15 protein-coding genes and 1 tRNA gene are annotated in these 12,052 nt (G+C 40.5%); 5 read left to right on the plus strand and 11 right to left on the minus strand.

The genetic code is table 11. The features are described 5' to 3' along the window. Positions 1-113: 113 nt before the first annotated feature. Positions 114-2,309 (minus strand): EAL domain-containing protein, encoded by a 2,196-nt coding sequence (locus AN394_RS03485; RefSeq protein ID WP_054561111.1) that lies wholly within the window; start codon positions 2,307-2,309, stop codon positions 114-116. A gap of 259 nt (positions 2,310-2,568) precedes the next feature. Here AN394_RS03485 and AN394_RS03490 point away from each other — a divergent pair, with 259 nt between their 5' ends. Both AN394_RS03490 and AN394_RS03495 read left to right on the plus strand, forming a co-directional pair. Next, positions 2,569-3,075 (plus strand): SRPBCC family protein, encoded by a 507-nt coding sequence (locus tag AN394_RS03490; protein WP_235576235.1) that lies wholly within the window; start codon positions 2,569-2,571, stop codon positions 3,073-3,075. After that, complete coding sequence (locus AN394_RS03495) at positions 3,044-3,931, plus strand: TIGR03899 family protein (protein WP_054561113.1); 888 nt, start codon at positions 3,044-3,046, stop codon at positions 3,929-3,931. Before AN394_RS03490 ends, AN394_RS03495 begins: the two co-directional genes overlap by 32 nt. A gap of 33 nt (positions 3,932-3,964) precedes the next feature. Here AN394_RS03495 and AN394_RS03500 read toward each other — a convergent pair whose 3' ends face one another. The 9 genes from AN394_RS03500 to AN394_RS03540 all read right to left on the minus strand — a co-directional run bounded on the left by AN394_RS03500 (position 3,965) and on the right by AN394_RS03540 (position 10,195). After that, entirely contained in the window at positions 3,965-4,732 is a 768-nt protein-coding gene (locus tag AN394_RS03500; RefSeq protein ID WP_054561114.1) for a TIGR04219 family outer membrane beta-barrel protein, read from the minus strand. Between the two features lie 4 nt (positions 4,733-4,736). Further along, positions 4,737-5,723, minus strand: a complete 987-nt coding sequence (locus tag AN394_RS03505; protein WP_054561115.1) for a DUF2333 family protein — start codon at positions 5,721-5,723, stop codon at positions 4,737-4,739. A gap of 8 nt (positions 5,724-5,731) precedes the next feature. After that, positions 5,732-6,238: a copper chaperone PCu(A)C gene (locus tag AN394_RS03510; RefSeq protein WP_054561116.1), complete on the minus strand. Its 507-nt coding sequence runs from the start codon at positions 6,236-6,238 to the stop codon at positions 5,732-5,734. A gap of 80 nt (positions 6,239-6,318) precedes the next feature. Further along, positions 6,319-6,645, minus strand: a complete 327-nt coding sequence (locus AN394_RS03515; RefSeq protein WP_054554146.1) for a hypothetical protein — start codon at positions 6,643-6,645, stop codon at positions 6,319-6,321. A gap of 9 nt (positions 6,646-6,654) precedes the next feature. Beyond that, positions 6,655-6,861 (minus strand): PspC domain-containing protein, encoded by a 207-nt coding sequence (locus tag AN394_RS03520; protein ID WP_054554145.1) that lies wholly within the window; start codon positions 6,859-6,861, stop codon positions 6,655-6,657. Positions 6,862-6,871: 10 nt separating this feature from the next. Continuing rightward, positions 6,872-7,546, minus strand: a complete 675-nt coding sequence (locus AN394_RS03525; RefSeq protein WP_054561117.1) for a PspA/IM30 family protein — start codon at positions 7,544-7,546, stop codon at positions 6,872-6,874. Between the two features lie 236 nt (positions 7,547-7,782). Continuing rightward, entirely contained in the window at positions 7,783-8,760 is a 978-nt protein-coding gene (gene dusA / locus AN394_RS03530; RefSeq protein WP_082422939.1) for a tRNA dihydrouridine(20/20a) synthase DusA, read from the minus strand. 236 nt (positions 8,761-8,996) lie between these two features. Then, complete coding sequence (locus AN394_RS03535) at positions 8,997-9,419, minus strand: hypothetical protein (protein ID WP_130166181.1); 423 nt, start codon at positions 9,417-9,419, stop codon at positions 8,997-8,999. 155 nt (positions 9,420-9,574) lie between these two features. Next, on the minus strand, positions 9,575-10,195 hold the full coding sequence (locus AN394_RS03540) for a MarC family protein (RefSeq protein WP_055020798.1): 621 nt from the start codon (positions 10,193-10,195) through the stop codon (positions 9,575-9,577). Between the two features lie 94 nt (positions 10,196-10,289). Here AN394_RS03540 and AN394_RS03545 point away from each other — a divergent pair, with 94 nt between their 5' ends. The 3 genes from AN394_RS03545 (at position 10,290) to AN394_RS03555 (ending at position 11,687) form a co-directional block, all read left to right on the plus strand. Further along, positions 10,290-10,724, plus strand: coding sequence for a transcriptional repressor (locus AN394_RS03545; RefSeq protein ID WP_054554141.1), 435 nt, complete (start codon positions 10,290-10,292; stop codon positions 10,722-10,724). 73 nt (positions 10,725-10,797) lie between these two features. Beyond that, positions 10,798-11,265 carry a chemotaxis protein CheX gene (locus AN394_RS03550; protein ID WP_054554140.1) on the plus strand — a complete coding sequence of 156 codons (468 nt, stop codon included), beginning with the start codon at positions 10,798-10,800 and terminating at the stop codon, positions 11,263-11,265. Continuing rightward, positions 11,262-11,687, plus strand: a complete 426-nt coding sequence (locus AN394_RS03555) for a secondary thiamine-phosphate synthase enzyme YjbQ (protein ID WP_054561120.1) — start codon at positions 11,262-11,264, stop codon at positions 11,685-11,687. The genes AN394_RS03550 and AN394_RS03555 overlap by 4 nt, the downstream gene beginning before the upstream one ends. Positions 11,688-11,757: 70 nt before the next feature. Here the strand turns inward: AN394_RS03555 and AN394_RS03560 are convergent. After that, positions 11,758-11,833: transfer RNA gene (locus AN394_RS03560), tRNA-Gly, on the minus strand. Positions 11,834-12,052: the final 219 nt, after the last annotated feature.

The following is a 12,052-nucleotide window of genomic DNA, read 5'->3' on the forward strand; positions in this document are numbered from 1 at the left end:
CTCTGCTAACAAAAGGGGCGAATTATACCTCAGTCTTATAGATTATTATAGAAAACAAAACGCCCTTCACATGGGAGGGCGCTGTTTAATTAATATGCTTTTGTTGAAACTTTCTATTGTTTAGCTTGCAGGTAGGTAATTAACTCTTTTTCTGGCATAGGCTTAGCATACATGAAGCCTTGCACTTCATCACAGCCAAGCTGGGCTAAATAATCTGCTTGCGCTTGTGTCTCGACCCCTTCTGCTATGGTTTTTAAGCCTAACCTTGCACCAAGAGAAATAATTAACGCAGCAATCGCCTGACAATCTTGACCTGGTAAATCTTTAATAAAGGCGCGATCTATTTTAAGTCTGTCTAGCGGAAGTTTTTGCAAGTAACTTAACGATGAGAACCCTGTACCAAAGTCGTCAATCGCAATCTCGATACCAAACTCTTTAAGCTCTTTTAATGTGGTGATCACATTAGCTAGCTCATCCATTACCACGCTTTCGGTCACTTCGAGTTCAATAAATTGCGGCTTTACATCGTACTTAATTAAAGTGTCTTTAACCTGCTGCGCATAGCCTTTAACTTTAAACTGCGGCACTGAAACATTCACAGCAATGCTAATTGCAAAGCCCATTGCTTCGAGGCGCTTTTGCTGCATACATGCTTGCTCTAGCACCCATTGCCCTATATCAACAATTAAACCGGCATCTTCAGCCATTGGAACGAAAATCGCCGGCGAAATATACTGGCCATTACCTGACGGCCAACGCAGTAGCGCTTCACAGCCAATGATTTCAAGTGTATTTAAATCAAGTTGTGGCTGAAACCAAACCTCTAATTTACGCTGCTCAAAATCTTGACGAAGCTGTCTGATGATCCCTAAACGCCAAGCCATTTTCTCTTCCATGTCTGGGGTATACGTCACCACCATTTCAGAAGATTGTTTTTTAGCTTGGTTAAGCGCAATGTAGCCCAGCTTTAAGGTCTCGATCCCTGCTTGTAAGAAATCACCTTGATAACATAGGCCAATATTAAAGTTGATTGGTAAAATGTGTTCACCGGCATTAAACGGCAAACTTAAATGCTCGCGTAGTAGCTCAACATCACATTCACCAACGGGTAACAGTAAGCCAAACACATCTGCACCAATGCGCGATAGCAGCTTTGCATTTGGGTATTCTTGATGTAGCCTATCAACAATGGCATTTAGTAATAAGTTACCAATCTCTTGGCCTAAGCCATTATTAATATCTGAGAATTGCGCAACATCAATTAATAAAAAGACATAGTCACTTTTACCCGGCTGGTAGTAACGCTCCACTTTATTCATGAAATCATTACGATTCGATAAACCAGTTAAAACATCTTTATAAGCTGCATCACGTAAACGGTTGAACAACCTAACATTATCAAGACCAACACTGACATTGGTTAAAAATATCTCTGCAAATTGTAGTTGTGAAGGACTTGGTGTGTGCTCGGTTTCTAAGTAAATAGCTGCTTGGCGGTTTTTGCTTTTTAATAAATACGTACTGTCTACATCGGTGTGCTGATGCTCACCTTGGGCTAGGCAGTTATTAACTTGCATGATAATACGGCCATCATCAAGCTGCTCAATACCCTGGCCAATAAACTCATTATATTCAGCACAACCACCTAAAACATAAACCTGGTTATCATCTTCGATAGAGCCACACAGTAAACCTTGCGGTTCGCAATCTAAAATAATTGAGAGCTGCTTAATCACTGCCATTGAAAAGGCTTTGATATCAGTAAAACCAAGAATAGCCTTAGATGCATACAAAATATTATTTAACGCGCGGCTTTGAAATTCGAGCTGACATACTTGCTCATAAGATCGAATAGCCGTTACAAGGGCGGTGATAAGTTTACTACGTGTTAGTTCTGTTTTTGTTTTGTAGTCGTTAATATCGTATTCGCGGATCACTTTTTCTTCAGGTGCATAGCCTGGTTGTCCGGTACGTAAAATAATGCGCACATTGTGATTATTGAGGCACTCTCTAACCTGCTTTACAACTTGCAAGCCAGCATCATCTGACTCCATAACCACATCAAGGAGTATTACCGAAATCGTATGGTCATTTTTAAGTAATTCGAGCGCTTCTGCACCTGAGTAGGCATGATGGAATCGCAGCCCTTTATCCCAAAACTCTACGCCTGAGAGGGCAAGCTTAGTAACTGAATGTATTTCTGGATCATCATCGACAATTAATACGTCCCAAAAATCAGAGACAGTTTCATCCACTAACTGTTCGTCATCTTGGTCACTAAACAAAAAGTCGTTACTCTCTGATGCCATTAATAATTCCTTAGAGTGATCCCCGTAATACTGTAACTATGGCGCCACTCCATTTTACAGCGATGCTCAAAATTCTATCACTTATTTAACTATGATACATTAGTGATAGCTTATATAGTATCAAACAGATTATAGTCTATGTTACGTATAATGTTATGAAAGTTATAAAACAATTGCCTGAGGTGAGATTATTAAAATACTCATTTTTACCCTAAAAGCGATTTTTATCAGCATTCTGATCTCACTTGTGATTGGGCTCATGCTTTCACCGCAATATACTGTTCACAAATCAATTAAAGTGAATGCGAGCAGTGCTGAGATTGCAAGCCTTATAGGCGACTTTAATCAATGGCCTAAATGGCAACCATGGCAGGCTGTCGACCCGAGTATTAAATTTACCATTGCAGAACCTAGCCAAGGTGTAGGTGCACATCAATTTTGGCAAAGTCGCTTTGGCGAAGGTGAAATGACCATCACCCAACTCGACCACAGCCAGCTTTCATTTAATATCTTATTTAATAAAGAACACATTGCCCAAGGCACAATTCGCTATTTACCTGAAGGCGATAACGTTAACATTGAGTGTTCATTAAAAGGTGAGGTCAACACCCCTATTATTGGTGGCTACCTTGCTTTACTAAGCCAGTATATTCTCAATAACACAGTAAAACTGGCGCTCAATAACATCAAAACTCATGCGCAGTTAGCAACAACAGGCAAGGACAGTGTGACCGATGACAGTGAAAGCAGCTCAGGCGAGAGTTAATCTTGCTAATATCATAGAAAACCAGCTTGGCTACCCTATTCATAAGGCATCATCGGCTAGGATCAACCATGCTGGTGATGACAGCTATTCAGCACAAGGTCAACAGCAGTTAGCTTATCAAATTAAAGCGCAAGCAAGCCTTTTAGAGCGCGCTCAAACTCGCCAAGAAATTCAATTCATTAAACGCCAAGAAAATATCGAAACTATTATGGCGATGGCTATGGCGTTTTGCCCCGATGTCACAGGCCAACAACAGCCAGATTTTGATTGGATAGAGCGCTTTATTAGTTTATGTGAAGACACAGCTAATTCTTCAATGCAAAAGCTATGGGCAAAAATACTCGCAGGTGAAACCGTGTCACCGGGCACCTTTTCGATTAAAAGCTTACAAACACTTAAACACATGACTCAGCGCGAAGCAGATGCCCTTCAGCGCTGTACATCACTGTGTGGCTTCAATGAAAAAGATAACAGCCACTTAATTTTACTCGGCTTTTACAAGAAGCCTTCGCTGTTTGATTTACTTAGAAAAGGTAACAAGGTGTCATTTAATTTAGGGAAAACCCCTGTTAGCTTTCCTGATATTCTTACTCTGATGGATATTAACTTACTGTATCGAAAAGAAATCGAATCAGCGGTTTTAAAAGCAGGCCAAGAACTAGTACTGAGCTTTATGAATCAACGCTTGGTTTTAAAAGCAAAAAGTAATGACTTAGTACTCAGTTATTATAAATTTACACAAACGGGCGACGAGTTAAGAAAGCTAATCGCATCGCCAATAAATAAGGCTTATAAGCAGATACTTTCAACATCATTAGAAGATGAATTTGAAGTTAGCTGGCAAACTTTAAAATAAAGCTGCCAGCTAAATATAAACCGAAAAACTCGATTAGAAGTGGATTTGAATACCCGCAAATGGGCCTGATGCATCTAAATCTGTGTAGATATCATCAATATCATCAAGCTCTAAAGTCATTGAGCGGTAACCCGCTTTAATGTCCATATCAATTGCTAAGTTATCAAGTAAAGCGTATGCAACACCCGCTTGGTAGTCTTGAATTTTGCTATCGTCGATAGCCAGTAAGCTACCTTCAAAGAATACGCTTAAACCTGTTAACGGCAAACCAACTTCAGCACGACCATACACTAAAGGTACGAAACCAGAAAAATCAACGCGCTCAGTCGTGTTTTGGCCACCATCTTGCGATGTACCCGTTACCGTAATTTCACCGTCAAATTGTTTAGCGTTTACACCTAAATCAATTGAAACCAAATCATTATCAAAGATTTCGTAATATAGGATGTAGTCAACATGTGATAAATCACTTACTGTGCCTACTTGTGTGCCTACCACATAATCAGAACCACCAAAACTAAATGTTTCATCAAGTGTTGTATCACCATTTAACTCAAGTTCAGTGTATTTTAGTTTAATGTTTGGTACTAACGGCACTGGGTGCTCAAGTGCTGCGTAGTAGCTCGTAAACGTTTCATCATCAAATTTAAAGCTTTGTAGATTTCCGTCTTGAGCAAAACTACCGCTGTTATCTGATTGCCAGCCATCAACACCTAGGTATAAACCTAATAATGTATCAGCTTGCGCTGTTGGAGCTAAACAGGCCATTGAAAGGGCAGCTGCTAAACAGTACTTTTTCATCATTTTATCCTTGCGCTAAAAGTTCGCTAAGTTCAATTAGAGCCGCATTGGCTCGAGAAATATAATTCGCCATGACCAGTGAGTGGTTAGCAACAAAACCAAAACCACTGCCATTTAAGATCATTGGGCTCCACACAGTTTCTTGCGTGGCCTCTAATTCACGAATAATTTGTTGCAGACTAACACGAGCATTTTTCTTTTCTAAGACATCAGCAAAATCATATTCAACCGCTTGTAAAAAGTGCAGTAATGCCCACGTTGCACCACGCGATTCATAAAATACATCATCAATTTGCCACCAAGATGTTTTTACTTGGCTTTGCAAAGGGGTGTATGTTGCTTGATGAGCTGCAGTATCGCCAGCTAAATCAGTGTTCAAACGATCTTGGCCAACACTTGCGCTTAGACGCTGACTTAAACTACCCAAGCGCTTTTCAGCTTCTTTTAACCAGCCACGTAAGTTATCGGCCCGGGCATAAAACTGGCTATCTCGATCGTTCTGATCCGCAATTTGAGTGCGATACACAACCAGTAAATCAATACCCTTTTGATATTCAGTTTCTGCGCTAGGCCATGCCCATGCTACCGAGCTTATATTAAATTGCGGCTGTGCTTTTTTAAGAGCTTCGTGCTCAGTTGATTGAGACTGTGAACGGCTGAAGTCTTTACGCATCGACAACACTAAATCTCGGGTCATCTCAAGCGCGCCATATTCCCACGCCGGCATGTTATCCATCATTACACTTGGTGGCATCATATCGTTAGATAAGTAGCCGCCAGGCTTATTTAATAATGTACTTGCCACATTGATCAACGTAGTTGTTGTTGTGTAGCCGGTGACAAACTTTTCACCGCGCATTTGCGCTTCCTGTTTTGCCTTGCTAACAACATCCATACGAGCTGGTTCACTACTCCAGTAAACAGCAATCGCGTAAAAAATAATTAGTATAATAAGTAATGCACTGGCTATTTTTCCTTTATGCTCAGACATAATACCTCCTAGTGATGTGAGTGCTCTTTACTTTTTTTTGATGCCTGCTCAGACATTTCTTGTAAAGACACAACCTTGGCTTGAGTAAAAACTCGATTGCCATCATTAAAATATAGCGTGAGTTTTCGTTCTTGCCCTGCTTTTAGTTGATCTTCAGGTTCAAACACCATTAAGTGATAACCACCCGGTTTAAACTCAACACTGCTGTGACCATCAATCTTTAATGATAAAACCTGTTCCATTTTCATCATGCCATCAACATGAGTATGCTGATGAATTTCAACACGTCCTAAACCATCAAGCTCAGCTTTAGTTAATACCGTTGCATGCTCACTTGGGTTAGTAATAGTTAAATAAGCCACGCTGGCTTTACTGGCTGGTAAAAATTCACGTACCTGCGCGTTGCTTACAGTTACTTCGGCAACATCGCTATGGTCATGGCCACTATGGGCAGATGAAAAAGTACTAAAGAATAAACTTGCGGTAAGAAAAGAGAGTGCGGGCCACAGTTTCATTATGTTTTAATCCTTGTTAAGACATTAACTTACCCGCTAAATTTAGCATATTTTATGTATTAAGGCAGTTTATTAGTACCTTAAGCTGGCGATTTTTTGTTATCGGCAATCAACCAGCATAATGCTGCGATGAGTAAAAGTGGCCATGCAATCATTACTGAGCCAAATAAAAACGCAAGCACAACACCAATCAAAGCAACAACACCTGCGCCTAGCAGCCCAATAGTGAATAGCGCAACACCTGCAACGACGGCAATGACTGCCACTATTGCACCGATGACCTCAAGCCCAGCCCAACTCATATCAGCAATTGATAAAGGTAATTGCCATGAGTCAAACGATACAAATGAAACCGCATCAGTGCATAGTAATAACATTGCCAAAATGATGATAGCTAACGTTTTCATGTCCTACTCCTAGTAACCTTTCACTGGTAAAGTGCAATGAGCCACTAAATAACCCACGCCTATTAACAGCGGCATTTGAATAAGTAATATGATCATGACCAAACGTGTTGACCATACAGGGAAGCCCAAGCGCGCAGCGAGTCCGCTACACACACCCGAGATCTTTTTATTACTCAGATCACGGTACCAACGTGTCGATGTGTGATAAGTATTCATTATTAACCTCCTAAGCCGACTGCTTCATCGTTGCTTTCAAGTCAGCAAGCTCTTTATCGATTGCTTCATCTTTCTCAAGGGCAGCGAATTGTGCTGCTGTTGAATTTGCAGCATCACTTTGTGTCAGTTCATACGCTTCAACTTGCGACTCAATGTTTTCAACGCGTTGCTCTAAATAGTCAAAACGCGCTAATGCATCTTCAACTTTACTGCTATGCAGCTGCTCTTTTACTTTTAAGCGTGCTGTAACAACGCGTTCTTTTTGCATGTAAGTCAGCTGTTTGGCTTTTGCATCTGCAAGCTTGTTTTGTAAACGCTGACAATCTTCTGTCAATTTAGCGAGTGACTCTGCCACTTTATCCATTTCAGCTTGTTGCGCTTCGATTTCTGTCGTTAAACGCTGCTTTTCAACTAATGCTGCTTTGGCAAGATCATCACGATCTTTACTCAACGCTTTTTCTGCTTTCGCTTGCCAGTCAGCTACTTTCGCTTGTTTCGCTGCAATTTCACGCTTCATTTGCTTTTCTTGCGTTAAAAATGTCGCAGCAGTTGCACGGCATTCGGTCAGTGCATCCTGCATTTCTTGCACGAGTAGATTAAGTAACTTTTCAGGATCTTCAGCTTTGTCTAATGCTGCAGAAAGGTTTGCCTGAATAATGTCATTTACGCGATTTAATACACCCATGTGACTCTCCTGTTGATTATTGGGTTAATACAGCTAGGAGATTCCAATTCTTGTGCCAACTAACGAATAAATTAAAATTATCATTTATATACAATAAGTTGAGTCAGTTAAATTTAGATTTAGGCTGACTAGTGACTGAATGAAAAATAACTAATTTGACTAAAAAATTAACTTTTTCACTAAATTTTAGGATCAAAAAAAGCCACAAAATGTGGCTTTTTTAATAGGGTAAATGATTAGGCTTCTGGGACAAAACTTAAGGCTTTATCCATAACAGATAAATCGGCCGCTTTACCATGGCCTTTTTCTGAAAGATGGCGTCTAAAACCACGCGCACCAGGTTGGCCTTGGAAAATTCCCAACATATGGCGAGCAATATGCCAAAAGTTAGCGCCTTTGCTCATTTCATCTTCAATATAGTCATACATCGAGCGCACAACCTGATGACGACTCAGCGTAAAGGCTTCATCACCATATATGTTTTCGTCGACCTCAGACAAAATAAACGGATTACTATACGCTTCACGACCAATCATAATGCCATCAACATACTCAAGGTGAGCTACGCTATCAGCAATTGTTTTCACGCCACCATTTAAGCTTAAATGCAATTGCGGATAATCTTTTTTCAACTGATAAACGCGCGGGTAATCAAGAGGTGGGATCTCACGATTTTCTTTTGGGCTTAAGCCATTTAACCAAGCTTTACGCGCATGAATAATAAAGTCATCACAACCAACATCATGACTCGCTTCAATTAAAGCACATAAAAACTCATACGAATCTTGCTCATCAATACCAATGCGCGTTTTAACAGTAACAGGAATAGTCACTTCGGCCTTCATTGCAGCAACGCAGTCAGCAACCAGTTTAGGCTCAGCCATTAAACAAGCACCAAAACGACCATTTTGCACGCGATCAGACGGACAGCCGACATTTAAATTTACTTCATGATAGCCGCGCTCCGCCGCTAACTTTGCACACTTAGCCAACGCTTCAGGATCTGAGCCACCAAGTTGCAATGCCACTGGCCCTTCATGCTCATTAAAGTGTAGGTAATCGCCTTTACCAAATAAAATAGCGCCGGTTGTCACCATCTCAGTGTAAAGCACAGCATGCTTAGTCATTTTACGGTGAAAGGTTCGACAGTGACGATCAGTCCAATCTAACATGGGTGCCACGGAAAAACGGCGGTTTAATGTCGTTGTGCTCATAACATGGCCCCTTTAAAGATCAATGCATTTACTTGCAACTTAAATTACCTAATACGATTAACGCTTAATATAGCGATGACACATACCCTTTAGGTATGCACCGAAATGAAAAATTGTGAACATTATACCACCGAAGCTAGCTCGCGGCATGGCTTAATCGAAGATCAGATGGTGAAAAGAGGCGAAGAAGTGTACTGCAATCTCACTTCTTTGATGAATAAGGTAAAATACTAAGACTACATTTTTACTTTACTAAGAAGGTGTTCAAGGTTTTGGCCCGTAAGTTCCAAAATCGTAATTTCAAGCTCTTTGTAGTCCTCGTTCTTGAGGTTAACTAATTTAGCGCCCACTGCAATTCGTGCTACTTTCTCAACGGGGTCCATTTCGACAATTTCAATTGATGCACGCGTATCATGATCTTTTGATTGCACATAATATTCACTAAAGAAGGTACCATCTGCACGTACATTTGGATTACTGTCAGACACAGACTGCAGGAGCGTGCCTTTCTTTAAATCACTTTTACGAAGTGAAAAGCTGTATTCCGCCACATTGGCATGACCAACAATTACGGTTACTGCGCTTTCACCATTAATTTTAAAATCATGATCTGTTACTTCGATAACTTTTAGCTTACCACTATCATAGGTCGGCTCCATGCAAGCACCTAAACTAAAAATCAGAAAAACAGATAAGACGACATTTTTGATTAGCATTCTTTGTTCCTTAAATTTTATATTGCCTTCTTTAAAGTTAGATAAAAGAAGGCAATTATTCAAAGTTTAAATCACTGAAAATGCACTTTAAATTAAAACTAGCCTACAACACTCAAACCGAAGTAGTGAGCGATACCGCCTAAGATATTGGTAACCGCTACTGACGATAAAATTAAGCCCATCACCCGACTGATAATGCTCGCGCCACTATCACCAATTAACTTATGAACATGCGTGGCAAGCAGTAATAAAACCAGCACGATGACTAGTACAGAAAGCATAATTGATGAGGTTATAAGTTGCTCATACCAAGTGTATTCGGTATTTCGAGTCATCAGTACTGCACCAAGCATAGCACCGGGGCTGGCAATAGAAGGAATCGCCAACGGAAAAATAGCGGTTTCGGTGCTATCTCGAACACTTTTGATTTCTGTTTCTGGTTTACTTTCACCGAAGATCATCGACAGAGCAAACAGTAATAATACGATACCTCCGGCAATCTGAAATGCCGAAAGTGGAATATTGATCGCGTTTAAAAGTAACTCGCCCGCAACAACAAAAAATAATAGCACTAATGCCGAAACACCAACCGCTTTTAATGCAACTTTGCGCTTAAATTTGGCGTCATCCCAGCGTGTAACAGCAATAAAAACAGGCACGGTCCCGATAGGATCAATGACGGCAAAAAAGAAAATGAATGCAGCTAGCAATTCACTCATTAAGAAAACTCCCTGAAAACGTGTTAGCGAATAAAAACACTGCAACTACAATACAGTATGTTAGTATATCACGGTAGCGTAAGGATAAGAGAAGATGAATATAGAATCACTCGTCAGTAAAGCAAAACAAGTATGCGATAATCGTGGTGCACGTTTCACACCTATCCGTGAAAAAGTATTCCGCCTATTAGCTAGTGCGCAAGGTGGTGTGGGTGCTTATGACCTATTAGAACAACTCAAATTAACTGAGTCAGGCGCAAAACCTGCCACTATTTATCGAGCGCTCGATTTCTTATCGGAACTTGGCTTTATTCATAAAATTGAAAGCACCAACTCATTTATGTTGTGCCATCATTTCGATCACATTCACCCTGTACAGTTATTAATTTGTGACAGCTGTGGTTATGTAAAAGAATTACATTCAACAGTAATTTCTCATGAACTTAATAACTTAGCGGCAGAAAGTGGATTTATTGTCTCAGGACAAACAATTGAAGCGCACGGTAAATGCGAAAAATGCAAAGAATAAGTGCGGTGTTTGAAACAACCACTACACTTAAAGTATGATTAACGGCATTTCGAAACCTAAGGGAAAATAAATAATGAATGTGGAGTTCATCAACCCTTTTTTATCATCATTATTAAATGTTTTGAGCACTATGGCTCAAACAGAATTAAAGCCGGGCAAACCTAGTTTAAAGAAAGACGAACTAGCCCGTGGCGATGTATCAGGTTTGATTGGTATGGTTGGCCCACAAACTAAAGGTTCACTTTCAATCACCTTTGATGAAAATCTAGCACTGACGATTATGGAAAGAATGCTAGGTGAACGCCCTGATACGGTGAACGAAGAAGTAACCGACATGGTAGGTGAAATTACTAACATGGTGACAGGTGGCGCTAAAAACTTACTTGGCGAAAAAGGCTATGAGTTTGATATGGCAACGCCAGTTGTAGTGTCTGGTAAGGGACATACAATTGCACATAAATGTGAAGGCGCCAAGGTGTTAATTCCATTCACGTCTGCTGATGGTAACGCCAATATTGAAGTTAGCTTTGATAAACTATGAGCTGGCAGCAAAAAACCATTCAATTGAAGCCTCGCTCACGAGGCTTTCACATCATTGATGACGAGCTACTTCGTCAACTTCCAGAAATAGCACAATACAAAGTCGGCTTATTACACCTATTCATTCAACACACTTCTGCAAGCTTAACTATTAACGAAAATGCAGATCCTACAGTAAGAATGGATATGGAAAGTCACTTCAATCATTTTGTGCCAGAACGACAAAGTTATTACCGCCATGATTATGAAGGTGATGACGACATGCCAGCCCACATAAAAAGCAGTACACTAGGTGCTGAGCTCACTATTCCAATTAACCAAGGCCGTTTAATGCTAGGTACTTGGCAAGGTATCTATTTAGGTGAACACCGAGATCATGGTGGCGCTAGACGTATTATCGCGACTGTTCAAGGCCAGATCTAAAACTAGCTGTAAGCTGTAAGCAAAACTTGGCTTTATATTTAAGAAAGTGTTTTTGGGATTTTTTAGAGATTGGAGCGGCACACGAGGCTCGAACTCGTGACCTCAACCTTGGCAAGGTTGCGCTCTACCAACTGAGCTAGTGCCGCTTTAAAGTAGTCAGTAATTTGTCCGTTGGCGCACAACCTGAAGGTTGCGGTTAAACGTTCTGGCAACTGAACTAGTGCCGCACAATAAGTTACTAGTTTTAAGTTACAAGCTTCAAGTTAATTACTTCCACTTGAAACTTAAGCCAATTTCTTTTGGTGAGAAATTGGAGCGGCACACGAGGCTCGAACTCGTGACCTCAACCTTGGCAAGGTTGCGCT

The sequence above is a fragment of the Pseudoalteromonas sp. P1-26 genome (genome assembly GCF_001401795.1).
Lineage (GTDB): Bacteria > Pseudomonadota > Gammaproteobacteria > Enterobacterales > Alteromonadaceae > Pseudoalteromonas.

Coding starts and splice junctions, on each gene's coding strand:
- AN394_RS03485 (WP_054561111.1), bottom strand. CDS start 2,309: ATGGCATCAGAGAGTAACGACTTTTTGTTTAGTGACCAAGATGACGAA.
- AN394_RS03490 (WP_235576235.1), top strand. CDS start 2,569: ATGCTTTCACCGCAATATACTGTTCACAAATCAATTAAAGTGAATGCG.
- AN394_RS03495 (WP_054561113.1), top strand. CDS start 3,044: ATGACAGTGAAAGCAGCTCAGGCGAGAGTTAATCTTGCTAATATCATA.
- AN394_RS03500 (WP_054561114.1), bottom strand. CDS start 4,732: ATGAAAAAGTACTGTTTAGCAGCTGCCCTTTCAATGGCCTGTTTAGCT.
- AN394_RS03505 (WP_054561115.1), bottom strand. CDS start 5,723: ATGTCTGAGCATAAAGGAAAAATAGCCAGTGCATTACTTATTATACTA.
- AN394_RS03510 (WP_054561116.1), bottom strand. CDS start 6,238: ATGAAACTGTGGCCCGCACTCTCTTTTCTTACCGCAAGTTTATTCTTT.
- AN394_RS03515 (WP_054554146.1), bottom strand. CDS start 6,645: ATGAAAACGTTAGCTATCATCATTTTGGCAATGTTATTACTATGCACT.
- AN394_RS03520 (WP_054554145.1), bottom strand. CDS start 6,861: ATGAATACTTATCACACATCGACACGTTGGTACCGTGATCTGAGTAAT.
- AN394_RS03525 (WP_054561117.1), bottom strand. CDS start 7,546: ATGGGTGTATTAAATCGCGTAAATGACATTATTCAGGCAAACCTTTCT.
- dusA (WP_082422939.1), bottom strand. CDS start 8,760: ATGAGCACAACGACATTAAACCGCCGTTTTTCCGTGGCACCCATGTTA.
- AN394_RS03535 (WP_130166181.1), bottom strand. CDS start 9,419: ATGGAGCCGACCTATGATAGTGGTAAGCTAAAAGTTATCGAAGTAACA.
- AN394_RS03540 (WP_055020798.1), bottom strand. CDS start 10,195: ATGAGTGAATTGCTAGCTGCATTCATTTTCTTTTTTGCCGTCATTGAT.
- AN394_RS03545 (WP_054554141.1), top strand. CDS start 10,290: ATGAATATAGAATCACTCGTCAGTAAAGCAAAACAAGTATGCGATAAT.
- AN394_RS03550 (WP_054554140.1), top strand. CDS start 10,798: ATGAATGTGGAGTTCATCAACCCTTTTTTATCATCATTATTAAATGTT.
- AN394_RS03555 (WP_054561120.1), top strand. CDS start 11,262: ATGAGCTGGCAGCAAAAAACCATTCAATTGAAGCCTCGCTCACGAGGC.